This is a genomic window from Clostridium sp. BL-8, from assembly GCF_002006495.1.
GTDB lineage: Bacteria > Bacillota > Clostridia > Clostridiales > Clostridiaceae > Clostridium.
In genome coordinates this window covers 1-24,847 of the sequence record NZ_LZZL01000010.1, presented here as the reverse complement: position 1 = coordinate 24,847, position 24,847 = coordinate 1, and the positions used below count along the sequence as shown (strand labels likewise).

Sequence of the window (24,847 nt, the reverse complement as noted above, 5' to 3'; positions counted from 1 at the left end):
ACTAAATCTTTTTTTGTATCTATACCTCTAATTTTTGATTATATAATTGTGAGATGTTATTAAATGAATTACTTACGGATTCAAATACCTCTACAATGCAGGGCTCAAAGTGAGTTCCTGAAGAATTTATAATTATATCTACTGCTTTTGAGTGCGGAAAAGGTTTCTTATAAGGCCGTTTTGAGGTTAGAGCATCATAGACGTCAGCAACAGCCATAATTCGAGCACATAGAGGGATGGAGTAACCAGAAATACCAGATGGATAGCCGGTTCCATCCCACTTTTCATGATGGCAAAGGGCCATATCTCTTGCTACATATAAAAAATTCTCACCATACGTTGCATCAATAACTTTCTGAAGTGCCATACCACCTAATGTTGTATGTTGTTTCATATAATCACGTTCATTTTTATCAAAGTCACCTTGCTTTAAAAGAATGCTATCAGAAATTCCTATTTTCCCAATATCATGAAGTGGAGCGGAACGGATGATATTATGAATATACTCTTCTGTCAGAATATCCGTATAAAGTCCGGCTTTAAGCATGGCATTTACTAAAATTTCAAGATACTTAGCAGTTCTTTTAATATGACCACCTGTTTCACCATCTCTACATTCAACTAATTCTGCTAGACCTACAACCATACTATCTTGAAGTTTTTCTATGGTTTTTGTTTTTTCGGCAGCAAGAACTTCAAGATTTTTTCTATAAGCTGTAAGTTCCAAATGAAGTCTAATTCTGCTTAGCATTAATTCAGGAACAAAAGGTTTGCTAATAAAATCTAAAGCACCAAGTCTAAGACATTTTAGCTCACTTTCGATATCATTTAAAGCTGTTAAAAATATTATAGGTATTTTCTTTAATCTATCAATCGATTTTATTGTGCTAAATAGTTCATATCCATTAATATTAGGCATATTAATGTCAAGCAATATTAAATCTGGAGTAAATTTTGATAAAAAATTCATTGTTTGAGTAGCAGAAGTAAGCAAAGTAATTTTATAATATGGTTTCAAAGCTTGCTCTGCAAACTTCAAATTTAGTACATTATCATCTACAATTATGATATGATCCATATATTATCCCCCTCATTTTTAGCAATATAACTTCAATAAATACATTTTTTGTTTATATAGCAATCTAGTTATTATTGAAAATATTTTGCTGTATAATTATGCATTGGTATACATAGAAAGTAAAAGTAAGTTTACGATTTTAAATAAGGTATACCGATTACATCCCTAATATAATATCTTAAATTTAGTTTATGAATTATGTTATTTATTCTTTATAAAAAATTTTTACAATACCCTAGTAATATTTTAGCAGAAAAATGGTATTAAGTAAAAGATAATGTAATTTAATGCAATTAAATCGATGATTTCTTTAATATAAAGAAATCATCGATTTAATATTTTAGAGTATTTAATACTACAAGTGGTATTAAGCTCATTATGAGACAAATGAAGTTTTTATAAATTAAGTTACTTTAAAACTCTAAGTATTGCTAATAAGATGAGTAGTACTCCGGACAACCAGGATAATTCGAAATGAATTTTTTGTGCGAATCTTCTTCCGAGAAAAACGCCGATGGATACTAAAAGAGTTCCCATGATAAAGCATAAAATAAGAACTTGAATGTAATTGATATTGCATAAGCTTGAACCAATTCCTACGGTAAGACTATCTAGAGATAAAGCTAAGGCTAAATAAAAAGATTCCTTAACATTTAAACATTTAGAGTTATCAAAATCAGCCTTAATTTCATCTGCATATACCTGTAAAACAAATTGAAAATCAAAAAGTTTAAAAGTGAGAGGCCTGTCAGATTTTGAACATTTAAAAATATATGCTTTAAAAATATATTCAAATAATCTATATATCCCAAGCAGCATTAAAAGGAAGAAACCTAAAAGCATTGGAATATTACCTGGAAGAAGGTTTTTAAATATAGATCCAATAAATAAGGAACAAGCAAGAGTAAGGGTACAGACTAAGTTAATTATTAGTATACATAGAGGAGGAATACGAATTTTTGATGTACCATAAGCAATGCTTGCAACAAAAGAATCTATACATAAAGAGGATACTAATAATAGAGATTCGAGCATAAATATTACCTCATAAAGTGTTAGATACAATTCATGATATGAAAAAAAGATATTATTAGTTACAAAATTAGTATGGATATAACAAGTGAATTATACACGTTGAAACAGTTATAAAGCCAATTAATCAGTTTAGTAAATCAAATTAATGATAATATATTAAAGTTAATATTTAAGAAGATGAATTTCATGTTATAATTTATACAGAGATTTGTTGTAATTAACTTAAAGAATAAAATAAATAACTAACAAATGGGGGAAAAATATGTACAAACTAATTGCACTAGATATGGATGGAACACTACTTACAACAGATAAGAGAGTTTCAGAAAAAAACAAAGCAGCCATAAAGGAAGCGGAGGCAAAGGGAGTAAAGATAGTATTAGCATCAGGGAGACCTCTAATTGGAATAACTAAATATTTAAATGAGCTTGATTTATTAAAAGATGACGATTATGTACTTAGCTTTAATGGAGGATTAGTTCAAAATACGAAGACTCAGAAAGTTGTATCTGAACTTCCATTAAAAGGAAAGGATCTAAAGAATATATATAAGATTAGTAAAGAACTTAATATTAATATTCATGCTTTTTCTGCAAAAGATGGATTGATCACACCTAAAATCAGTCAATATACAGAACATGAGGCAGATATAAATGGAATTGAAATTAATATAAGAGATTTTAATGAAATTGATGATGAAGAAGATATTATAAAAGTTATGATGATAGACCCACAAGAAATATTAGATCCAGCTATAAAAAAATTACCAGCTGAACTTTATGAGAAGTACAGTGTATTTAAAAGTGCACCATTTTTCTTAGAGTTTACCAATAAAGAAGTAGATAAAGGACTTGGGCTTAAGAAACTTGGCGAGTATCTTGGAATAAAGAAGGAAGAAATTATAGCCTGTGGAGATGCAGGAAATGATTTATCAATGGTAAAATATGCTGGGCTTGGAGTTGCTATGGAGAATGCAACCAAAGAAGTTAAGGAGGTAGCAAATTTTATTACTACATCAAATGACGAAGATGGTATTGCAAATGTAATAGAAAAATTTATTTTAAATGAATCTGTATAAGAAAGTATTATAATTAAATAGACTAAAGAAAAAGTATGTACAATGCACAATGATTCAAAGTTATAAAAAAATAGATAAGTTGTAACAATTTAAGGGAGAGGAAAAATGTGAGATTAGTCCCGATTGAAAGCGTAAAACCTAATACAGTGCTAGGCAAAACATTATATGATGTTGAGGGAAGAGTTTTACTTAGAGCTGGAATTGTTTTAAGAGAAAATACAATTGCAAAGATAAAAGAGATAAATATTTTATCTATATATATAGTTGATAAATATAGCAATGAAGAAATTGAAGATATCATTAAGCCGGAAATAAGGCAGAAGACAATTATGACTATAAAAGAGGCTTTCTCAAATATAGGAAGGCTTAATAGCGGTGATGCATTAAGAAATAAAGAGAGCGATTATACGTGGCAGGAGCAAAGTTATTTTTATAATATAGGAAAAATGGCAGTCAGCATAGTTGAAGATATATTGAAACGCAAAGACGTATTACTTGCACTAGTGGATATAAGAAGTATGAATAATTATACGTATTCGCACTCAGTAAATGTTGCTGTAATTTCACTTACAATAGGAATTGCATTTCAATTTCCAAAGAAGAAGTTAGAGGCACTTTGCATAGGAGCTTTGATTCATGATATTGGAAAATCAATGTTACCAAAAGAGATTTTGTGGAAACAGAATATTCACTGTGAACTGACTGAAGAAGAGGAAGAACTAGTAAAGAACCACCCAAGGCTTGGATATAAATATCTATCAAACACATATAACATAAATAGTTTAAGCAAGATAGTGGTTTTGCAGCATCATGAAAGAATTGATGGTAAAGGTTACCCAGATGGTTTAAGCAAAGAAAATATCGTTGATTTAAGTAATATTGTAAGTATTGCAAATGCTTATGATAATTTATCAACAGATTTGCCAGGAAAGAGGGCAATGTTTCCAAGTGATGTTTTAGAATATTTGATGTCTAATGCCGGAACAATGTTTGACCATGATATTGTCAATGTTTTTTGCAAAATAGTTATCCCATATCCAAAAGGAACAATAGTAGAGCTAAGCACAGGTGAAACAGCTATAGTTGAGGAAACAAAGCCAGGCTTTCCCTTAAGGCCAACAGTAAGAATAATTGAAAGCCCTAGAGTAAGCAGAATTGATGATAAAACTGAATTGATTAAAGAAATTTCAATTGTAATTACTAGAGTAAAACATCAGTTAGAGTGATTACATTATAAATCTCCTTTAAAAGCTCGAGATTCTAAGTTTTTATATTTTCGAACTTTTAAAAGGAGATTTTATTTTTACTTAATTTCTATTGTTTTTTATTAATAGATTAAAAGAAGGCTTTATTCGTACACTTATTATTCACAAATATCTATGAACTTAAAATTAATAACATCAAATAGTCCTTTATCTGTAATTTTTAATTCAGGTATTACAGGTAATGATAAGAATGATAAAGTCAAAAATGGATTAAAAGTAATGTCGGGAGCTATTATTTTAATTGCCGAATGAAGATTATCCAAATTTGTTTGAATTTCAGTATATTTTCTACTTGTCATAAGGCCGCCAATTTCAAGTTTTATTTGTGCTAGAATAGTTTGATTTTTGACAACTATAATTCCACCTTGCATTTTCTCTAACTCTTTAGCTGCAAATAACATGTCATTATCATTTACTCCAGCAATTATTAAGTTATGGGAATCATGGGCAATGGTGGTTCCAATTGCTCCTTCTTTAAGTCCTAAACCATTCAATATTCCAAGGCCTATATTTCCAGAAGCCTTATGTCTTTCTATGACTGAAATTTTTATTAAATCATCTTTTAAAGATGAGGTGAAATATTTAGAATTATTACTTTTTATTGAGTCAATATTCGAAATGTTAAGTTTTAAATGTATGCTTTCAAGCTTGTTTGGAATTATTTTGATTACATTTAATAAGTTAGAAGATTTATTTTCTATATCAATTCTAAAATTATCTGTATTTATATTTGGAAGGTTTACAGAATTACTGGTATAGATATTTTTATAAAAATATCTATTTGAGTCATTATCATAATCCATTAGTTTATTATCATCAACAACAAGCTTACCTTCTTTGTAAACTTGAGAGATTTTAAATTGCTCTAAGTTACTAAGTAGAATAAAATCAGCTATATATCCTGGTGCTATTGCCCCTTTATTAGTTAGCTTGTATATATTGGCTGGATTAATGGTAGCCATTTGAATTGCAGTTGGAGGTCTTAAACCATTTTTTATTGCATAAACTATTGAACTATTAATTGATCCATTATTGGCAATATCATCAATATGTTTATCATCAGTACAAAAACAGAATCTATCGCTATTACGTTCATTAACAGCAGGCAATAACTCCTTTAAGTTTTTAGCTACAGTACCCTCTCTCATTAAAATGTACATTCCTCGTTTAACTTTTTCAATTGCTTCTTCAGCATTAGTGCATTCATGATCTGTTAAAATTTGAGCACTTCTATAGGTATTAGCCATCATAGGGGAAAAACCTGCACAGTGACCATCAATGACTTTATTATTATTTATAGCATCGTAAATTTTATCTATCATATTTTTTTCACAATTTACTATTGCAGGATAATCCATAATTTCAGCTAAACCTAAAACTTTATTGTTTTTATAATAACTTATTAGGTCTTTGGCTAACAAAATTGCACCGGAATTTTCAAAACTGGTACCAGGAACGCAAGAAGGTAGCATAAAATATATATCAAAAGGAATGTTTTTTGAAGAATCAAGCATAAAATTTATTCCATCAGTACCTAATACATTTGATATTTCATGTGGATCAGCAATAACAGAAGTTATTCCATTTAGTAAAGCTAATTTAGAATATTCTTCAGGAGTTACAAGGCTTGATTCAATATGACAGTGAGCATCAATAAGTCCAGGGCAGATATATTTATTAGTACCATCTACAATTTTACATGCATCATATTCTCCAATACCAACAATATAACCATCTTTAATTCCAATGCTATCTATAAACAAATCTTTATCAAAAACATCGATTATAGTAACATTTTTTATTGTTAAATCACATTTAATATTTTTATTTGAAGCCTTAATATGATTAATTAGATTTTCTCTTTTCAAAATAAGATCCTCCTTTTCTAAAGTTGAAATTATTATATGTATAATCTCTCTTTAAGATATATTTACTTATCATTATTTAAATAAATTAATATTGACAAAAATAGAAAAGGTTTGCTTAAAGATAAATATCTATTTTAGAATAGCATATTATTTATATAGAACAAGGCTACATAAGTAATGTAACCTTGTTAATATAATACTATGCGAATTCTATACAAGTAGGTGTAGGAATATTTTCAGATTTAATATAGGTTAGGCTGCCGGTTGTTTGATCAATAGAGAATATAGATATATTATCAGAGTTTTCGTTTGCACAAAGCAGGAAATTTCCTGTTGGATCAATTTGAAAATCCCTGGGTGAATTTCCTTCGGAAGAACAAGCATCTACAAATGTCAGTTTTCCATTTTCCTGATTTATAATAAATAAACTTAAAGTATTACTTCCTCGATCTGAAGTATATAAGAATCTATTGTTTTTATGTATACGAATGGCAGCACCAGATTTTTTATCATTATAATTTTTAGGTAAACTACTTAGAGTTTGGATATTTTCGAAAGGAATTTCTGCTTCAGAATTATATTTTAAAACAAAAATTTCTGAAGTTAATTCACTTAAAACGTAATAAAATGGCTTTAGTTTTGAATAAGTAATATGTCTAGGGCCTGTTCCAGCAGGAAAAGAATGACTGATATCATCTTTTTTTAGAAGTTTCCCGTTTTCTAAAGTATAAATTATCATCTTATCAATTCCTAAATCAATTGATACAATATATTTTTGATCATCTGTGAACATTGAACAATGAATATGCGGTTTCTCTTGTCTTTCGGTATGTAGGCTATGGCCAGAATGGCTTCCAGTCAAAGGAGGGTTTAAAATAAAACCATCCAAGGTATTGTAGACAAGCATCTTATTTTCATGGTAGTTTGATGAAATTAATATATTGTTAGTATCACTTAGACTGACATGACAAGGTTGTTTTTCCTCAGAGAGATTATAATTAATTAAATTAAGCTTGCTTTTTTCATTCCAATATTTAAATGAGGATACCCCAGATTTTTCATCAATTTTACAAGTAGAATAAAGTATATGTCTTTCTTTATCAATACACAAATATGTAGGATTCTCGATTTCGTAAGCTAGATTGCTTTCTTCAATATGCCCATTGCTAGTATTGAACTTAATTCTATAAATTCCTTTACTTTTATTTTTTGTATAAGTTCCAATGAATCCAATTGTAGTGTCTTTTGTTGATATCATTACGTATGCCCCCTAGTATTAATATATTTATTAGTATAGCATAAATTATAGAAAATTTTTTCTTGAATTTACCTCTAATAATAAATTATATGAGAATTTAACTACTAAAATTAATTAAAATTATTACATATATGCTGCAATTGGTTCTATATATTTTACATCTAGATATTTACTTAGCCGATAGAATGCCCAAGTGTGATTTTATTATTGCAACATATATATTAAGCTAAGATATTGCTAAGGCATAGAATTTTGATATAATAATAACTATAAATAATAAGATTGAAAAAAAATTTTAATAAGAAATATAGCAATAAGAAGTACTACAATAAAGGGGGGAGCATAGGAATGCCAATAAAAATTCCTATAGAATTACCTGCATTTCAGGTTTTATCAAATGAAAATATATTTGTAATGAATAATGAGAGAGCTAATACACAAGATATAAGACCACTAAAAATAGCGATTCTTAATCTAATGCCTAAAAAGGTGGTGGCTGAAAATCAACTGCTCAGATATTTATCTAATACGCCGCTACAAGTAGAAATAACACTTATTCAAACTAAAACATATATTTCTCATAATACATCATCGGAGCACTTAAATAAATTCTATTGTTATTTTGAGGATATAAAAAATGAAAAATTTGATGGGCTTATAATTACAGGAGCTCCAGTTGAAAGAATGGAATTTGAAGAAGTCACATATTGGGATGAGCTTACTGAAATAATGGACTGGAGTAAGACTAACGTATTTTCCACTTTCTATATATGCTGGGCATCACAAGCAGGATTGTATTATCATTATGATATACCTAAATATGATTTGAAAGAAAAAATGTTTGGAGTATTTTCCCATTGGGTAAATGATGAGAAAGCTGATCTTACAAGAGGATTAGATGATATATTTTATGCGCCACATTCCAGACATACTGAAGTAAGACGTGAAGATATAGAAAAGGTTCCAGAGCTTGAGATTTTATCTGAATCTGAAGAAGCTGGAGTGTTTATTGTAGCAACCAAAGATAGAAGAAAAATTTTTGTTACAGGTCATATGGAATATGATAGAGACACATTAAAAGATGAATATATAAGAGATAAGGAAAAAGGCGAAGAGATAGCAATACCTAAAAACTATTTCAAAAATGATGATGTAAATGAAAGACCTCAATATATATGGAGAGGCCCTGCAAGTATAGTTTTTGGAAACTGGCTCAATTATTGTGTATATCAAAATACACCTTTTGATCTTAATAAGCTTTAAAATACAATATCATTATTAAGCAAATCTGCATAAGAAGTATAAATGGGACTCCAATTGTAAACTTCTTATGCTTTGTTTTATGCCTAAATGTAGACATACCAGCAAGCATCCCTATTGAACCTCCAAAAATTGAAAGTAAAATAAGAGTTTTTTCAGGTATTCTCCATTCTTTATGAATAGCTCTTTGCTTATCTATAAGCATGATAATAAATCCAATAAAATTAATTAGTAATAAATATATCAAAACGGTCTTTAGCATAAATTTCACTCCAATATAAATTATTTATGATAATAGGGCACATTATTCATTTTGATGTGCCTAATTTATTTTAGAACATAAATATGTTAAAGTCCATGAAATTTATATTTGAAATAATAGCAATGATTATAATTTTATTTATTGTCATATGTATTTAAATGATGATATTATTCGGAACTGATTTTAGCCGCCTAAAGTTACATCTTGCTCATTATACCAAGCTAAGGCGTTATAAAAATCTTCGTCTTTAAAATCAGGCCAATAATTATCCAAAATGTAAAAGTCTGAATATACGCACTGAACCGGTAATAAACCGCTAAGTCTTCTTCGACCACCCCATCTTATTACAAGATCTACCCTTGAAATATCTTTAGACCTTAGATATGGATGAATGTGCTTTTTGGATGTATCACTGTTTTTTAATAAATTTAGATCCCATTCCCAACCATAGTTTATTAGAAAATTTGCTCTTATTCCACCTAATCCGAATTTTTTTCTTTCAGTAAATGGTAATAATTCTTTTGGGAAGCAGCTGGATTCAGTGTTTCCAAGTACTAAAATTTCACAGTTTTCTTTTGTTAAAAGCATAACTGAGTCAATACAGGCTTTTGTAAAGGCTGCTTTTTGTTCCCTAGGACGTTTAGTATTATCTATTGTAAATCCATAGAAGGTTACTTCTTCAATATTTTCTTTTTGACATAGTTTAAATACTTCAAGTCCAGGATTTATTCCGTGATCGTAGCCGTTTTCTTTATTTAATGAATTAGATAAAGCCCAACGCCTATTACCATCAGGAATAATGCCGATATGTTTTGGAATTCGCATAATTTTATTTCACCTCTTGTATTAGTATTGACATTAAGAGTATAACCAAGTAATTTTAAAAAAATACATTCTTGAAAATGCGAATAAGCTATATATGGTGATTGAATGTCTATATTTGAATTCTAAGTTATAAATCTACTTCTTATATTGGATATCTGCTATGTAATTAATACGCTTTATAAGTAAATATTATCATACTATAAAATTTATTTGTTGGAAAAAGTGCGACTTATTTGATAAACTTAAGTGAGAGCCCAAATCTTGTATTTGGCTGCTCGAACTTACTCAGGGAGCGAATGTGAGTCGAGTTTCCTCTAAGAGCCCAAATCTTGTATTTGGCTGCTCGAACTTACTCAGGGTTTATAGACTCAAAATTTTGCATTTATCTAAAGATATACTATAATAAATTAAGTTTACTTTGGAAACCTAATTTATGCTTATTCTTGTAAGCTGAGAGTTTATAAAGGAAATAAGGAAATTAGCATATTAATTGAAAAGACATGTGAGGTGATAATGGATGATAGGCTTAATAGGTATTAAGAAAAATACTCCATTAGAAATTAGAGAAAAATTTATAATAAAAGCTAAGAAACATAATGAATATGTTGAAAAGCTGCTTAAAGAATTACAAGAAGTAGTGATTTTGGCTACTTGCAATAGAACAGAAATTTATTTTAATGCTTCATCAGATAAAAATGAAGAAGAATTATTAAAAGAGATTTTTGAAATATTTGATTGGAATTATGAATATAAAAGCTATATATTCATAGAAGCAAATGAAGATGCTTATAGGCATCTGTTTGAAGTTTGTTGTGGATTTCATTCTAAAATATTAGGTGAGGATCAGATTTTAGGGCAGGTCAAAGATGCTTATGAAGAATCATTAAATATTAAAGGTGTCTCTTTAGAATTGCATAGATTATTTCAAGAAGCCATTACTTGTGGAAAGAAATTTAGAAGAGATGCTAAGTTATTTGAAATTCCGGTATCTTCAGCGTCAATAGTAGCAAATGAAGCAATCGATCATAAATGTACTAGGTTTATGGTTTTAGGATATGGGGAAGTTGGACAATTAATCATGAAATATCTCCTTTCTCATAATGTTGAAGTTATTTATTTGGTAGTTAGGAATAGTAGAATAAAGGATGAAATATGTGATGAAAGGGTCAGAGTAATAAATTTTGAAGAAAAAAACAATTATATAGATGAAGTAGAGTGTATAATTGGTTGTACATCAGCACCTCATCCAGTTGTTAGAAGACAAGATGTAAAAAAAGAGGGAAATAAACTTATAATATATGATTTATCCGTTCCTAGAGATATAGAAAAGGAAGTTGCACTATTAGATAGGACTGAAGTTTATAATATTGATACCATAAGTCGAATTGATGATAAGAATAAGAAGCTTAGAAAAGAAAGAATGGAAGAGCATACATATATTATGACCAAGTACATAAAAGAATATGAAGATTGGCTTAAAATTAGAAGCATTGCACCTACAATGAAAAAATTAAGAGACTTAGGTAACGAGGTGAGTGAAAAGCGAATTGAAACTTTTTCACATAAGAGCAATGAAAAAAAAGACATTGCCTTAGCTGATAAGCTAATTAAAAGTACATCAGATTTTTATATAAATAGAGCCATTGAAGTTATTAAAGAAGAAACTTTAAAGGGACGTGGTGAAGAATGGACAAAAATAATGGAAAAGATATTTATGATGACGAAGTAGATTTTTCATATATTGCATTAATATCTAAGAAGCTTAGGGTTGGAATAATTGGTGGTGGAAAAGCCGGTGAAATAAAAGCTAGACATTTTGTAAATAGTAAATGCTATGTTGAGATACTATCGAGGACTTTTGATAATAATATAATTAAATTAGCAGAATGTGAACCTGAACGGCTAAAGTTAATTACTGATAGCTTTAATTTTAAATTTTTAGAAGATAAGCATCTTATAATAATTGCGCTGGATGATGAAGAATTAAGAAGTAAAATTAAAAAATATTGTGACGATAATTATAAACTTTATATAGATTCAACATGTTTTAAAGACGGAATGGGAGCAGTTCCAATTGAGAGGAACACTAAAAATATAACTTTTGCACTTAATACAAAACAGGGAAATCCAAAAGGTACAATTTTACTTTCAAATAAAGTGAAAAATTTTTTAGAAGAATATGATGAATTTATTGAATTTACAGGTAGAATTAGAGATAAAGCAAAAAAAGTACCACAATACAAAAAAGATATACTTGAATTTATTGGTGATGAAGATTTTAAAGACTCATTTGATAAAGGAGAAAGTGAAAGTGCTCTTAGGACTAAATTTTCAAAAGAAATTGCTGAGTACTTATTGGATTTTAAATGATAATTTTTACATATAATTACGGAGGAATGTTAATTAATGAATAATCTTATAACAGTGGCAACAAGAAAAAGCAGATTGGCTCAGGTACAGACAGAAATTATAATGAAAAGCTTAAAAGAAAAATTTAATATAGACAGCGAGAAGCTGCTTATAGTAACAGAAGGCGATAGAAAATTAGATGTTTCTTTGGCTAAAGTTGGTGGCAAAGGATTATTTGTCAAAGATATAGAACGTGCACTTTTAGAGAAAAGAGCAGATGGAGCAGTTCACAGTATGAAAGATGTTCCTTATGAATTAAGTGAGGAATTTGAAATTGCTGCAATAACTGAAAGAGAAGATATAAGAGATGTCCTTATTTCAAAGGATAATATACCTTTTAAGGAACTTAAAAAAGGAGCAATAGTAGGGACCAGCAGCATTAGAAGGGCTTGTCAGCTTAAACTCTTAAGAGATGACATAGAAATAGTTTCAATTAGGGGAAATGTTCAAACAAGACTTGAAAAAATGAAAAATCAAAATTTAGATGGAATCATACTTGCAGCAGCAGGTCTTAAAAGATTAAATGAAGAAAGTTTAATAACTGAATATTTTAATCCTAAGAAGTTCCTACCAGCAGTTGCCCAAGGGGCTATTGGAATTGAGTGTTTAAAAACAAGTAAGGCTAAAAGCTACTTTGAAATGTTAGAGGATTCAAATGCTAAATTGACAGTTGAAGCAGAAAGAAGTTTTATGAGAAGACTAAATGGAGACTGTCACAGCCTTATTGGGGCGTATTCAGAAATTCAAGGAAATGATTTATATATGATTGGTATATATGATATTGGAGGCAAAATAGTAAAAAAGGATATTTTAGGAAGTAAAGATGAGCATAGTATCTTAGGAAAAAAATTAGCTGAAAAGATAATAAATGTATAGATTGATGAGTTTTATTAATAATCGTTAACTGTTAATTGATAGCTGTTAACTGATTTAATTAGGAGGCATGTTATGAAGCAAGTATATATAATAGGGACAGGACCAGGAGATGAAGAGTTATTAACTTTAAAAGCTGTTAAAGCGTTGAAAAAATGTACGGCTGTACTTTATGATAGATTGGTTTCAAATAATATATTAAATTACTTAAGTGAAAACTGTGAGGTTTATTATTGTGGCAAAGAACCAGGGGCTCATTCTCAAACTCAGGATGAAATTAATGAACTTTTAGTAAAGCTAGCTAAGAAAGGACATATAGTTGGAAGAATAAAAGGTGGAGATCCATATGTGTTTGGAAGAGGCGGAGAAGAAGTATTAGCTTTAAAAAAAGAAAATATATCCTTTGAAGTAATTCCGGGAGTAACATCTCCCATTGCAGTTTTGAATTATGCAGGAATTCCAATAACTCATAGAGGGATAGCTCAAAGCTTTCATGTTATAACAGGTAAATCAGCTAAAGATCTAAAGGTGAATTTCAAGGCATTAGCATCTGAAGAAGGAACTTTGGTATTTATGATGGGTTTAAGTAATTTAGATAATATAGTTAGTGAGCTTATTAAAAATGGAAAAGATTCAGCTACTCCATGTGGTGTCATAATGAGAGGGACTTCAGCTAAGCAAAAAAAAGTGATAGGAGTTCTAGATAATATTTCCCAAAAAGTAAAAGCTGCTAATTTAAAATCTCCATGCATAATTGTAGTTGGGGAAGTAGTAAATTTAAGTGAAGATTTAAATTGGTATGAGAATAAACCTTTGTTCGGAAAGAATATATGTATTACACGCTCAAGGAAACAATCGATAAATTTAAAAAATAAATTAGTAGAATTAGGAGCAGAAGTTACAAGCTTCAATGCTATAGAGATAAAAAATGAGGCAGATAATCTAAAAGATTATATAGATAAATTAGGAAAGTATGAACATATAGTGTTTACTTCGGTAAATAGTGTTGAAGTATTCTTTGATTATTTAATAGAAAAAGATTATGATATAAGAGGAATTAAGGCAAAAATTTCAGTTATTGGAGATGCAACAGAGAAAGCTTTAAAGCAAAGAGGAATTAGATGCTTTGCAAAAGCAAAGGAATTTGCTTCTGAGGGTCTATTAAATATATTAAAGCCACATTTAAATAAAAATGAGAATTTACTTTTACCATGCTCAGCTAAGAGCAGAAAGTATATATATGAAGAACTTATAAGCTGTGGTATTGAGGTTGATAGAGTATATATTTATGATACTGTTTGTGGTTCTGTGGTTAATAAAAAGTCTTTTGATGAAGTTGATATAGTATTCTTTACAAGCCCATCAACTGTTAATAATATGATAGAGATGTTAGGCATAGAAGAAATCAAAAAGAAGAAGATTATAGCAATAGGACCAAAAACAAGTGAGCCATTAGAAAAATTAGGAATAGAGGCCTATGTATGCACAGAACATAGTGAAGAGGGCTTTTTAAAGGAAATACAAGCATTTATTTAATAATTAGAAGTTAATAATAAAAAGATTAAAATGTTACTTGAAGGTAATCATAAATATAAATGAAAATTGGAAGAGTTATGCAAGTAAAAGAGATTAATCTAGAGATTTTGAAAGAAAAGTGAATGTATAAGTAAGTTATATTTGGAAACATGGATTTTCATTTGAAACTGTTAATTAATATTTTGCGAGCTGTGAACTGAATTAGTGGAGGTATGTATTATTATGATTAAAAGAGGAAGAAGACTTAGAGTAAATCCAGCCATTCGTGATATGGTTAGAGAAACAATATTAAATTCAAAGGATTTTATTTATCCTATTTTTGTTGTAGAAGGAAATAATATAAAGAATGAAATTTCTTCATTATCAGGAAATTATCATTTTTCTATTGATAGATTACATGAAGTAATTAAAGAGATTCAGGAAGCTGATATTGCAGGAGTATTGCTTTTTGGAATACCAGATCATAAAGATGAATGTGGATCAGAGGCTTATAATGATAATGGAATTGTTCAACAAGCAATAAGAGAAATCAAAAAGCTAGACAAAGACATGCTTGTCATAACAGATGTTTGTATGTGTGAGTATACCTCTCATGGCCACTGTGGAATAATTCATGATGAATATGTAGATAATGATGAAACTTTGGAATATTTAGCTAAAATATCTGTATCTCATGCTAAAGCAGGAGCAGATATAATTGCACCATCTGATATGATGGATGGAAGAATTGGAGCTATAAGAAAAGCATTAGATGAAAATGGATTTAAAAATATTAGTATAATGAGTTATTCAGCAAAATATTGCTCTGCATATTATGGACCTTTTAGAGATGCAGCAAATTCTGCACCACAATTTGGAGACAGAAAAACATATCAAATGGACCCAGCTAATAGAATGGAAGCTCTTCGTGAAACACAAATGGATATAGAAGAAGGAGCAGATTTCATTATGGTTAAGCCAGCACTTTCTTATTTGGATATAATAAGAGATTGCAGAGAAAACTTTAATATGCCGCTTGTAGCATATAATGTAAGTGGAGAATATGCTATGATTAAGGCAGCAGGAAAACTTGGGCTTATTGATGAGGAGAGAGTAATGATGGAAACCTTAACTTCAATTAAGAGAGCTGGAGCTGATATAATTATTACTTATCATGCATTAGAAGCATCAAAAATTTTAAATGGACGATAAATATATAAATAATGTAAGCCCAAGGAGGAAAAGACATGAAAAACCTTGAAATATTTAAAGAATCAGAAAAATATATGCCAGGTGGAGTTAATAGCCCAGTTAGAGCGTTTAAAGGTGTTAAATTAAACCCGCCAGTTATAAAGTCTGGAAAAGGTGTAATAATTAAAGATGAAGATGATAACGAGTATATTGATTTTGTTTTAGCTTGGGGGCCGCTAATTCTTGGACATTGCGATGATGATGTTGTCGAGGCTATTCAAAAAATAAGCTCAGAAGCTCTAGCTTTTGGGGCGCCAACAAAATTAGAATTAGACTTAGCTAAGTTTATGTGTACTAATTTAGACAATGTTGAAATGATTAGAATGGTTAATTCTGGTACAGAGGCAACTATGAGTGCAGTAAAGCTGGCAAGAGGATATACTAATAGAAAGAGAATAGTGAAATTTGCAGGATGCTATCATGGGCATTTTGATGGATTTTTAATCGAAGCTGGTTCTGGGGTAATGACAGGAGGAATTCCAGGTTCACTTGGTGTCCCAAATGAAAGCATAGAGAATACATTAATAGGTATATATAATGATAAAAAGCAAATTACAGAATTATTTGAGAAGTATGGAAATGAAATAGCAGGTGTTATTATTGAACCAGTTGCAGGAAATATGGGAGTAATAAAAGCAGAAGATGATTTTATGGAGACCTTAAGAGATCTTTGTACACAATATGGAGCGTTATTAATATTCGATGAGGTAATGAATGGATTTAGAGTTACATTTAAAGGTGCTCAGGCTTTGTTTAATGTTAAACCAGATTTGATTACCTATGCTAAGATTATGGGCGGCGGACTTCCATGTGGAGCTTATGGCGGAAGACGAGAGATAATGGAAAAATTATCACCACTTGGTGGAGTATATCAAGCAGGAACAATGTCTGGAAATCCAATAGTCATGGCAGCAGGACTTGCAACTTTAAATAAATTAAATAATAATTTAAATTATTATGATCATATTGAAAAAATAGGAGCAAAGCTTCAAGAAGGGGTAGTAAAGATATCAAAAAAATACAATCTCCCAAGTGTAATGAACAGAGTTGGAGGTATGATGACAATATTCTTTACTGACTTGGAGGAAGTTAGAACTTACGAAGATGTTAAGAAATGTAATGTGGAAAGATTTAATAGATATTTTGATCATATGCTAAGAAAAGGAATAAATATAGCACCATCTCAATTTGAAGCAGTATTTTTAAGTGTAAAACATGAAGAAATACATATTGATAGATTTTTAAATGCCTTCGAAGAATTTGCAATTAACGAAAGTCGTAATAAATAGTGAAAATTTATATAGACTAAGAATAGAATATTTAAAGAGATTGTGGACTATACTCTTTTGAGGAGAGGTCTGTAATATTAAAGGAATGGCTTATGACGAATAAAATTAATTACCAAAAGGAATTGGATTTACTAATAGAAAATTTAGTGAATGATAAAAAGGTTCCAAGATTATTGTTGCATAGCTGCTGTGCACCATGTAGCAGCTACGTATTAGAATATTTATCAAAATATTTTAAAATAACGATTTTCTTTTATAATCCCAATATCTATCCTTTAGATGAATATTCAAGAAGAGTAGTAGAACAAAAAAGATTTATTTCAGAGCTTAAAGTTGAGCATGAAATAGATTTTATTGAGGGAAAATACGATACTGAAAATTTCTATGAAATATCTAAAGGATTAGAAAACGAAAGGGAAGGTGGCACGAGATGTTTTAAGTGCTATGAATTAAGACTTGAAGAGGCAGCTGCTATAGCTAAAGATAAAGGTTATGATTATTTTACAACAACATTATCGATAAGTCCTCATAAGAATGCACAAAAACTAAATGAAATAGGCCAAAAATTAAGTACAGAATATAATATAAAATATTTGTATTCAGATTTCAAAAAAAAAGAAGGCTATAAACGTTCCATAGAACTTTCAAATGAATACAATTTATATAGACAAGATTATTGCGGTTGCGTATTTTCGAAAAATGAAAGAGCGCAGATGAATAAAGAATGAATTAGACAATGATCATTTTTTCTTATGCATTACCAATGTAATAAAAAATTTACACCAGATAAATACTTGTTATTATATAATAGTATAAAGGAGAGGATTAATATGTCTGATAAGATTATAGATTTTAATGAGTTAAAGAATAAAGTTAAAGACAAAGATGTAGATAAGTTTGAAGATTATATATATTCTATGTATTATAAATTAGCTGAAGGAAAAATGAATATGGCGGAGTTCTCTAAAAATATAATGACTTATATGGAGGAAAACAATATATCTCAAGACAAATTAATTAATATACAAAAGAAGTTTTTGGAGAGATATGGAGTAGATCCTTCTATGATTGAAGAGCAGTTTAAGATTCCAGGATTAAGTATTGATAATTCAAATTATGATACTATGAAGAAAAATATGAGCTTTCAAGAAAAGTATAAAAGCAGGATGGCAAATAAGGTTATGTCTGAGTACTTCATAAAAAATGATAAAAATGATTTGAAAGTACTTATAGAAAAAAGTGATGTCATATTAGCAAGTGAAAAGAGCATAGATTTAAATGATAATGAATTAAATGAATTTTTATGCTCGTATAAGAAAGTAATAGAGGATAAAAAAATAAATATAGTCTTATGCGAAAATATAAAAAACTATGAATATTAATAGATAAGTTGTTAAGGATGAAATTTTAAGGAAATTTCATCCTTTATTTTAATATATAAGTATTTAGGCACAATCAAATAAATAATAAGTCCATTTGTTAGCCTATTTTCCATCATACTACGTTGGCAAATTGACCTAATAGATCCGGCTATGAGGTCAATTTACCTCCTTGCATGATGAAAAATATTGGACCTGTTATTTATTTTCATGTGCCTTAAATTAACTAAAAAATATCATAGAGGAGAATTGAATATTACAAATTCCAACAATCCTTTGGAAATTGAAGTTATATCGTTATTTGAAATACTTGATAGATCATGAACACTGCTATTTAGAGTGATTAGCTTAATGCCAGCATGTACTTTTACACCTGCATCATAAAGTTCCTTTGAGCTTTCATAAGGAACTGTGGGGTCAAAATTGCTATGTATTATCAATGTATTTGGAATTGATTTATTAACATAGTTTATAGGATTATATTTTTTGATTACCTCTTCTTTATCTGAAATTGAAGAAAATATTTTTGAGAGATCATAATTTAAATTACTAGTATTTAAAAGGCTTAAATCAGTTGGGCCTGCAAAATCAATTAAATACTTGATTTTTGAAGGATAATTACTCAAGTCTTTATCGTCTACAAATTCATTCTCTCCACTATAGCTTGCCATAAGTGAAAGATGAGCACCTGATGAAATACCGATAATTCCTATTTCGCTTGTATTGAAATTATAAGTTAACTTATTTTTATAGATCCATCTAATGGTATCCTTAATATCGCAAATCTGTTTGTTGAAATTTTCTTTATCTTTCATAAGTTCATAGGAAGTGCTTATGATTGTATAACCTTGTTCTCTGAATGTATCTAATATTGGACTTAAAGTATAAGGAATACTTTTATCGCCATAAACAAAGCTTCCACCATGAACATATAAAAGTACAGGTGAAGACTTATATATTTGATTTATTGGTTCATAAATATCTAATTTTAGAGGAACGTTATTAGTGTTCTTATATACAACATCTTTATAAGTTATAGAGTTTGATAATTTTTGGGGATTAGTTAGTTGTAAGTCCCATTGATTATTTTTTAAAGCAATATATTTATCTGCAATTCTGTAGCAAAACATAATTCGCGTACGAAATATTATAGAAAAGATAATAGTTACAGCAATAAGAATCAAAAATGATCTTTTGAAAAATTTCTTCATTAAAACATATGCTAGCAATAAACTAGAAATTATATAGTTTATCAAAAATTAGGCATACTATTGATATTTTTAAATATGCCTTAGCATCCTCCTTTCTTATGTGAGTGTTACTAGAAGTGATTTACTAACGTGGAAATCAAAGTAGTTTACGTATTAAGTTATAATAGAATGAAGTGAAGACTATATTAGAATTTCTACATTAATAAAGAATTATACAGTAAATTATATCATAAGAAATTAAAAAAGTTTTAAGTGTAAGAATTATGTAATTAATTAGGAAATATCGGAATAAAAATAGAAATAATATTTTATGGTCATATGAATATGAATAATATATAAGAAGAACATTTATTTAGTAATCCTTTTGAAGGGAAGGAGCATTTATGAATAATTCCTTTGATGTACTTGTTTATTTAGACGAAAATTTAGTTAGAAATTTATCTTCTTTAGTGTTAACAGGATTTATAGAAACAATAACTAATACTAAGGCTTTTGATAGAACATTATCGGCAGGATTGCACCAAGGAGATAGAATAGAAAATTCTAACCAGGGAAGTATTGCAAGAATTGAAAGAAAAGGATATAGGGATAAAAATAAATTAGATGCTAATAATAATATGGAAAGTCATCATATGGATAAAGACATAGATGCAAAGCAATGTATAAGAGAAGAAAGACAGGTTAAAACTACTTATACTACTTTTGTATTAAATAGAAATTTAATTGATTATTTTGATGAAAATAAGCATTTGCAGCATAAGACTGAAAATGATATAGAGAATAATAATATATATCCAGGAGATCTAATAGAACTTAGAGGGACAGTTACAAATCAAGGTATTCTGCCTTTTGTTGATACATTGATAAATTTAATATCTATATTTGGAAGTGAATATCTAGATGATTTAGCTAAGAATTGTCCTGGAAATATTAATTTTACAATGTTCTTGAAGATGTTAACATATGTAAAAAGTGTTTTGACATATAACAATACATTGGATTTAATAATGAACAGTGGAAAAGGAACAGCAATTCTAACTGTAAATAAAGAAAACTTTATGAATAATAGGTATAACATATTTGATACTGTAAATTGCCCTTGCAGGGTTATTGGAAAAGTGATTAAAACTTGCACTGAAGAATGTGATTCCATAAGTCTCTTGAGAAAAACAGGACAAGAGGAGTTCTATGAAAATTTTTTTGAAAAATGTAAACCTCTTTTAGAGTGTTTAGAGAAAAATGATATATTTGTACCTAAGTGTCCAGATTTAAGAATAAATGAATGCGCGATTCAAATTATGCCTTTAAACATTTACATGTAAAAAAATAATTATATTATCATGTATTTTACAGAAAAACACTTGTATATCTATAAAATACATGATAATATATATAACAAGTGGAATATGTTTTTATATATTTAAATTTGTCAGTAAAAGAGGAATATATTTTCATATTTAATACAATTTTGAGGTGAGATCAGATGAAGTTTAGAAGTACTAGAGGTTTAGAAAAAGACATACTATCTGCTAAAGCGATAATTAATGGAATTTCTAAAGATGGAGGATTATATGTTCCAGATGAATTTCCTAAGGTTTATGATGAGCTGAAACAGGATACACACATCAAATATGAAGAGCTAGCATTTAAAATTATCAATGAGTATTTCACTGACATTGATGATGCGGAATTAATAGGGGCGATTAATGATGCATATAATGATAGGTTTAGTGTAGAAGTGAAAAATAACTTTTTGGAATTGTATCATGGACCTACATGCGCATTTAAAGATGCAGCATTGTTATTTTTACCACAAATTATGAAAAGGGCTAAGAAGATTTGTGAGGTTAAAGAGGATATAACAATTCTTACTGCAACGTCAGGAGATACTGGAAAAGCTGCACTTGAAGGGTTTAAGAATGTTGAAGGCTTTAGAGTCGTAGTTTATTATCCTAAAAATGGAGTTAGTGCAATTCAAGAGAGACAAATGTCAAGTCAAGAAGGAAACAATGTTAAAGTTATCGGAATAAAGGGCAATTTCGATGATGCTCAGACTGGAGTTAAAGAAATATTTGGAGATGATGATTTTAGAGCAGGGCTAGCTCAAAAAGGATTCATTTTATCATCAGCAAACTCAATTAACATTGGAAGACTAGTACCTCAAATAGTGTATTATTTTTATGGATACTTTGATTTAGTAAATCAAGGAATAATAAAAAAAGATGATGCAATAAATGTAGTAGTTCCAACAGGAAATTTTGGTAATATCTTAGCAGGATACTACGCTAAGCAAATGGGGTTACCAATAGATAAATTTATTTGTGCATCAAATGAAAACAAAGTTTTAACAGATTTCTTTGAAACAGGAGTATATGATAAGAAAAGAGAACTTGTTTTAACGGAATCGCCATCAATGGATATACTTGTTTCATCAAATCTAGAAAGATTATTATTTGAAGCAAGCGGAAGGGATACAGCAGTTGTCAGTGAATTGATGAAGGATTTAAATACAAAAGGTATTTATAAAGTGAATGAAAAAATAAAAACCTTTATAAAAGAGTTCTATGGAAATTTTGCAACAACTGAAGAAGTATATGCAGCAATAAAAGAAGTTTATGAAAAAGATAAGTATTTAATGGATACTCATACTGCTGTAGCATATGTTGTTAAAGAGAAGTATGTAAAAGACACTAAGGATGACAAACCAGCTTTAATACTTTCAACGGCAAGTCCATTCAAATTTCCAAGAAGCATTTGTAATGCGCTTAACATTGATGTAGAAGGATTAAATGATTTTAAGGTATTAGAAAAATTATCTAAAGCAACTGATAATAAAGTGCCAGATAGCTTAAGTGTTTTGGAAAATGCTAAGGTACTTTATGATGAAGTATGGGATAAGAATGAGATGAAAAATGCTCTACTTTCTTACTTAAATGCATAGAGGAATATGCGTATGATAAAAGTGAGAATACCAGCTACATCAGCTAATATGGGACCTGGATTTGACTCTTTAGGGATAGCATTAAACTTATATAATGAGTTCGAATTCAAAGAATTGGAAGATGGTTTGAAGTTCAATGGAATGCCAGAAGAATTTTGTAATGAAAGCAATATAATATATCAAGCAATGAAATATTGTTTTGATAAGGCGGGCTATAAAATAAAAGGACTTGAAATAAGTGAAACAAAACAAGATGTACCAGTATCTAGAGGTCTTGGGAGCAGTTCTACATGTATAGTTGGGGGACTAGTAGGAGCAAATGAGATCTTAGGGCGAAGGTTTTCAAGAGATGAATTATTACAGATGGCTGTAGAAATTGAAGGCCATCCAGATAATGTTGCACCAGCATTACTTGGTGGTATGGTGGTTGCAATAGTTGATGAAAATAAAACTTTCTATGATAAGGTAGATGTAAAAAAGGGGATTAGGTTTATTTCGATAATTCCTGATTTTAGATTATCCACATCAAAAGCAAGAAGTGTACTTCCTAAAGACATAAGCTTGAAAGATGGGATTTATAATGTTTCAAGAGCTGCTCTTATGGTAGCAAGTTTTTCAAGTGGAAAATATGAATTAATTAAGTATGCATGTAAAGATGCCTTTCACCAAAACTACAGAAGCAAATTGATTTCTGGTTTTGAAGAGGTGTATAATAAGAGCTATGAATTAGGAGCATTGGGGTGCTACTTAAGTGGTGCAGGTCCGACAATCATGGCGATTATCGACGAAAAGGATGAGCGCTTTAGCAATAAGCTTAGGGAATTTTTAAAAATAAAAGGATTGGAATGGGATATATTAGAATTATCTATAGATAATGCGGGGGCGACCATTATAGAAGGTAGAAACTAATGAGTGGAGATTACTTAGTTATAGATAAACGGGTATTACCCGATGTTTATGAAAAAGTCTTATATGCTAAAAAACTTTTAAAAGACGGCAAAGTAAAAGAAATAACAGAAGCTGTAAAAATAGCAGGGATAAGTAGAAGTGTATATTATAAGTATAAGGATTTTGTATTTGATTTTGCAGAAACTTCAGAGGGGCGAAAAATCACTTATAATATCATTTTTAGAAATGAAAAAGGACTTTTATCTATTATTAGTAATTATATTTCAGAAAAAGGTGGAGATATCTTGACAATAAATCAAGGTATACCTCTTAATGGTTATGCTAATTTAAGTATAACAATAGATCTTTCAACTGTGGATTGTGACATAAAAACTTTAACAAATGGATTGCTTAATATTAAAAATGTAGAAAAAGTTGATTTTGTAGGTATGGAATAGAAATAGCGAGGTGGGGCCCTCGCTATTTTTTTATATAAAATAGTGAATTATTAAATATTTATGAGTACTTAAATCAATAACAAATAAAATAAATAATCATAATATACTATATAGAAATTGATAAAATACAAAGGAGAGAAAAAATGGAAAATAGAAATTATAGAAGATGCAGATGTAATAATTCAAATCCGTTTGGAGAGACAGCTGGAGAAAATGTTAATCGTAATTGCAGAAGGGATAACATTCTAGCAGGTACATTAGCAGATACGTACAATCAAGGATATAGAGAAGGCTATAATGATGGCTACAATGATGGATTTACAGGTGGGAGAGACCAGGGAGTTATGGAAGGGTATAGGCAAGGCGTAAAAGATGCTAATGCTAGAACAAGGCAGGCCGTTTTAAATCTTGCAGGCAGAAGAAGATGTTCTAGACGTTGCTGTTTCTAAATCAAATTTATTAATTTAAATGACAATTAGGCATATACGTTTTCTTAAAATAGTTATCTATAAAAAACACTTAATAGAATGTGTGTTTATATTTTTTAAGTTTACTTTAAATATTGAGTGAAGTAAACATGGGTATAGTACACTTTTTGTTAGGTGTTTTTAATATATATGTTGCAATTGATTTTCTACAATTAACATTCAGATATTTACTTAGCGGATAGACATCCTAAATGTAATTTTATTATTGCAACATAT

23 protein-coding genes are annotated in these 24,847 nt (G+C 29.3%); 16 read left to right on the top strand and 7 right to left on the bottom strand.

Translation table 11 applies throughout. From position 1 onward, the window contains the following. Positions 1–19: 19 nt before the first annotated feature. Positions 20–1,078 (bottom strand): HD domain-containing phosphohydrolase, encoded by a 1,059-nt coding sequence (locus CLOBL_RS04405; protein ID WP_077857905.1) that lies wholly within the window; start codon positions 1,076–1,078, stop codon positions 20–22. 408 nt (positions 1,079–1,486) lie between these two features. Beyond that, positions 1,487–2,113: a sporulation membrane protein YtaF gene (gene ytaF, locus CLOBL_RS04400; protein ID WP_009169516.1), complete on the bottom strand. Its 627-nt coding sequence runs from the start codon at positions 2,111–2,113 to the stop codon at positions 1,487–1,489. A 262-nt stretch (positions 2,114–2,375) separates the two neighbouring features. On the opposite strand from ytaF, the gene yidA reads away from it, so the two are divergent. Both yidA and CLOBL_RS04390 read left to right on the top strand, forming a co-directional pair. Beyond that, positions 2,376–3,191, top strand: a complete 816-nt coding sequence (gene yidA, locus CLOBL_RS04395; RefSeq protein ID WP_077857904.1) for a sugar-phosphatase — start codon at positions 2,376–2,378, stop codon at positions 3,189–3,191. Between the two features lie 107 nt (positions 3,192–3,298). After that, complete coding sequence (locus CLOBL_RS04390) at positions 3,299–4,417, top strand: HD domain-containing phosphohydrolase (RefSeq protein WP_077857903.1); 1,119 nt, start codon at positions 3,299–3,301, stop codon at positions 4,415–4,417. Positions 4,418–4,554: 137 nt separating this feature from the next. Here CLOBL_RS04390 and ade read toward each other — a convergent pair whose 3' ends face one another. Then, positions 4,555–6,324, bottom strand: coding sequence for an adenine deaminase (gene ade, locus CLOBL_RS04385; RefSeq protein ID WP_077857902.1), 1,770 nt, complete (start codon positions 6,322–6,324; stop codon positions 4,555–4,557). Between the two features lie 199 nt (positions 6,325–6,523). Further along, positions 6,524–7,582 carry a beta-propeller fold lactonase family protein gene (locus CLOBL_RS04380; protein WP_077857901.1) on the bottom strand — a complete coding sequence of 353 codons (1,059 nt, stop codon included), beginning with the start codon at positions 7,580–7,582 and terminating at the stop codon, positions 6,524–6,526. A gap of 348 nt (positions 7,583–7,930) precedes the next feature. Between CLOBL_RS04380 and metA the strand changes: the two genes are divergently transcribed. Then, positions 7,931–8,845 carry a homoserine O-succinyltransferase gene (gene metA, locus CLOBL_RS04375; protein WP_077857900.1) on the top strand — a complete coding sequence of 305 codons (915 nt, stop codon included), beginning with the start codon at positions 7,931–7,933 and terminating at the stop codon, positions 8,843–8,845. Here metA and CLOBL_RS04370 read toward each other — a convergent pair. Both CLOBL_RS04370 and CLOBL_RS04365 read right to left on the bottom strand, forming a co-directional pair. Next, entirely contained in the window at positions 8,832–9,104 is a 273-nt protein-coding gene (locus CLOBL_RS04370) for a DUF1294 domain-containing protein (protein WP_009169522.1), read from the bottom strand. The genes metA and CLOBL_RS04370 overlap by 14 nt on opposite strands. Positions 9,105–9,287: 183 nt before the next feature. After that, positions 9,288–9,929: an undecaprenyl diphosphate synthase family protein gene (locus CLOBL_RS04365; RefSeq protein WP_077857899.1), complete on the bottom strand. Its 642-nt coding sequence runs from the start codon at positions 9,927–9,929 to the stop codon at positions 9,288–9,290. Positions 9,930–10,446: 517 nt separating this feature from the next. Between CLOBL_RS04365 and hemA the strand changes: the two genes are divergently transcribed. The 8 genes from hemA (at position 10,447) to CLOBL_RS04325 (ending at position 18,648) form a co-directional block, all read left to right on the top strand. Then, positions 10,447–11,658, top strand: coding sequence for a glutamyl-tRNA reductase (hemA, locus tag CLOBL_RS04360; protein WP_077857898.1), 1,212 nt, complete (start codon positions 10,447–10,449; stop codon positions 11,656–11,658). Further along, complete coding sequence (locus CLOBL_RS04355; RefSeq protein ID WP_077857897.1) at positions 11,616–12,299, top strand: NAD(P)-dependent oxidoreductase; 684 nt, start codon at positions 11,616–11,618, stop codon at positions 12,297–12,299. The genes hemA and CLOBL_RS04355 overlap by 43 nt, the downstream gene beginning before the upstream one ends. Before the next feature lie 36 nt (positions 12,300–12,335). Next, positions 12,336–13,214 (top strand): hydroxymethylbilane synthase, encoded by an 879-nt coding sequence (hemC, locus tag CLOBL_RS04350; RefSeq protein WP_077857896.1) that lies wholly within the window; start codon positions 12,336–12,338, stop codon positions 13,212–13,214. Positions 13,215–13,286: 72 nt separating this feature from the next. Then, positions 13,287–14,747, top strand: coding sequence for a uroporphyrinogen-III C-methyltransferase (gene cobA / locus CLOBL_RS04345; RefSeq protein ID WP_077857895.1), 1,461 nt, complete (start codon positions 13,287–13,289; stop codon positions 14,745–14,747). A gap of 222 nt (positions 14,748–14,969) precedes the next feature. Next, positions 14,970–15,938 carry a porphobilinogen synthase gene (hemB, locus tag CLOBL_RS04340; protein ID WP_077857894.1) on the top strand — a complete coding sequence of 323 codons (969 nt, stop codon included), beginning with the start codon at positions 14,970–14,972 and terminating at the stop codon, positions 15,936–15,938. Between the two features lie 35 nt (positions 15,939–15,973). Then, a complete protein-coding gene (hemL, locus tag CLOBL_RS04335; RefSeq protein WP_077857893.1) occupies positions 15,974–17,266 on the top strand; it encodes a glutamate-1-semialdehyde 2,1-aminomutase in 1,293 nt (430 codons plus the stop codon). A 92-nt stretch (positions 17,267–17,358) separates the two neighbouring features. Further along, on the top strand, positions 17,359–17,994 hold the full coding sequence (locus CLOBL_RS04330; RefSeq protein WP_077857892.1) for an epoxyqueuosine reductase QueH: 636 nt from the start codon (positions 17,359–17,361) through the stop codon (positions 17,992–17,994). Positions 17,995–18,096: 102 nt separating this feature from the next. Further along, positions 18,097–18,648 (top strand): DUF3867 domain-containing protein, encoded by a 552-nt coding sequence (locus CLOBL_RS04325; RefSeq protein ID WP_009169531.1) that lies wholly within the window; start codon positions 18,097–18,099, stop codon positions 18,646–18,648. Positions 18,649–18,881: 233 nt separating this feature from the next. On the opposite strand, the gene CLOBL_RS04320 is transcribed toward CLOBL_RS04325, so the two are convergent. After that, positions 18,882–19,856 carry an alpha/beta hydrolase gene (locus CLOBL_RS04320; protein WP_077857891.1) on the bottom strand — a complete coding sequence of 325 codons (975 nt, stop codon included), beginning with the start codon at positions 19,854–19,856 and terminating at the stop codon, positions 18,882–18,884. A 383-nt stretch (positions 19,857–20,239) separates the two neighbouring features. Between CLOBL_RS04320 and CLOBL_RS04315 the strand changes: the two genes are divergently transcribed. From CLOBL_RS04315 to CLOBL_RS04295, 5 genes are all read left to right on the top strand, one after another. Continuing rightward, positions 20,240–21,178: a hypothetical protein gene (locus CLOBL_RS04315; protein WP_009169533.1), complete on the top strand. Its 939-nt coding sequence runs from the start codon at positions 20,240–20,242 to the stop codon at positions 21,176–21,178. A gap of 161 nt (positions 21,179–21,339) precedes the next feature. Next, positions 21,340–22,797 (top strand): threonine synthase, encoded by a 1,458-nt coding sequence (gene thrC, locus CLOBL_RS04310; RefSeq protein WP_077857890.1) that lies wholly within the window; start codon positions 21,340–21,342, stop codon positions 22,795–22,797. Positions 22,798–22,809: 12 nt separating this feature from the next. Then, on the top strand, positions 22,810–23,706 hold the full coding sequence (gene thrB / locus CLOBL_RS04305; protein ID WP_077857889.1) for a homoserine kinase: 897 nt from the start codon (positions 22,810–22,812) through the stop codon (positions 23,704–23,706). After that, positions 23,706–24,143 (top strand): ACT domain-containing protein, encoded by a 438-nt coding sequence (locus CLOBL_RS04300; protein WP_009169536.1) that lies wholly within the window; start codon positions 23,706–23,708, stop codon positions 24,141–24,143. Before thrB ends, CLOBL_RS04300 begins: the two co-directional genes overlap by 1 nt. Positions 24,144–24,286: 143 nt before the next feature. Further along, positions 24,287–24,592, top strand: coding sequence for a hypothetical protein (locus CLOBL_RS04295; RefSeq protein WP_077857888.1), 306 nt, complete (start codon positions 24,287–24,289; stop codon positions 24,590–24,592). Positions 24,593–24,847: the final 255 nt, after the last annotated feature.

What these genes read in the sequence shown, in the direction of transcription:
- yidA (WP_077857904.1), top strand. Translation starts at nt 2,376, where the DNA reads ATGTACAAACTAATTGCACTAGATATGGATGGAACACTACTTACAACA.
- CLOBL_RS04320 (WP_077857891.1), bottom strand. Translation starts at nt 19,856, where the DNA reads ATGAAGAAATTTTTCAAAAGATCATTTTTGATTCTTATTGCTGTAACT.
- CLOBL_RS04295 (WP_077857888.1), top strand. Translation starts at nt 24,287, where the DNA reads ATGGAAAATAGAAATTATAGAAGATGCAGATGTAATAATTCAAATCCG.
- hemB (WP_077857894.1), top strand. Translation starts at nt 14,970, where the DNA reads ATGATTAAAAGAGGAAGAAGACTTAGAGTAAATCCAGCCATTCGTGAT.
- thrB (WP_077857889.1), top strand. Translation starts at nt 22,810, where the DNA reads ATGATAAAAGTGAGAATACCAGCTACATCAGCTAATATGGGACCTGGA.
- CLOBL_RS04355 (WP_077857897.1), top strand. Translation starts at nt 11,616, where the DNA reads ATGGACAAAAATAATGGAAAAGATATTTATGATGACGAAGTAGATTTT.
- metA (WP_077857900.1), top strand. Translation starts at nt 7,931, where the DNA reads ATGCCAATAAAAATTCCTATAGAATTACCTGCATTTCAGGTTTTATCA.
- CLOBL_RS04315 (WP_009169533.1), top strand. Translation starts at nt 20,240, where the DNA reads ATGAATAATTCCTTTGATGTACTTGTTTATTTAGACGAAAATTTAGTT.
- hemA (WP_077857898.1), top strand. Translation starts at nt 10,447, where the DNA reads ATGATAGGCTTAATAGGTATTAAGAAAAATACTCCATTAGAAATTAGA.
- CLOBL_RS04380 (WP_077857901.1), bottom strand. Translation starts at nt 7,582, where the DNA reads ATGATATCAACAAAAGACACTACAATTGGATTCATTGGAACTTATACA.
- hemL (WP_077857893.1), top strand. Translation starts at nt 15,974, where the DNA reads ATGAAAAACCTTGAAATATTTAAAGAATCAGAAAAATATATGCCAGGT.
- cobA (WP_077857895.1), top strand. Translation starts at nt 13,287, where the DNA reads ATGAAGCAAGTATATATAATAGGGACAGGACCAGGAGATGAAGAGTTA.
- ytaF (WP_009169516.1), bottom strand. Translation starts at nt 2,113, where the DNA reads ATGCTCGAATCTCTATTATTAGTATCCTCTTTATGTATAGATTCTTTT.
- CLOBL_RS04365 (WP_077857899.1), bottom strand. Translation starts at nt 9,929, where the DNA reads ATGCGAATTCCAAAACATATCGGCATTATTCCTGATGGTAATAGGCGT.
- CLOBL_RS04325 (WP_009169531.1), top strand. Translation starts at nt 18,097, where the DNA reads ATGTCTGATAAGATTATAGATTTTAATGAGTTAAAGAATAAAGTTAAA.
- CLOBL_RS04370 (WP_009169522.1), bottom strand. Translation starts at nt 9,104, where the DNA reads ATGCTAAAGACCGTTTTGATATATTTATTACTAATTAATTTTATTGGA.
- CLOBL_RS04405 (WP_077857905.1), bottom strand. Translation starts at nt 1,078, where the DNA reads ATGGATCATATCATAATTGTAGATGATAATGTACTAAATTTGAAGTTT.
- CLOBL_RS04300 (WP_009169536.1), top strand. Translation starts at nt 23,706, where the DNA reads ATGAGTGGAGATTACTTAGTTATAGATAAACGGGTATTACCCGATGTT.
- hemC (WP_077857896.1), top strand. Translation starts at nt 12,336, where the DNA reads ATGAATAATCTTATAACAGTGGCAACAAGAAAAAGCAGATTGGCTCAG.
- CLOBL_RS04330 (WP_077857892.1), top strand. Translation starts at nt 17,359, where the DNA reads ATGACGAATAAAATTAATTACCAAAAGGAATTGGATTTACTAATAGAA.
- thrC (WP_077857890.1), top strand. Translation starts at nt 21,340, where the DNA reads ATGAAGTTTAGAAGTACTAGAGGTTTAGAAAAAGACATACTATCTGCT.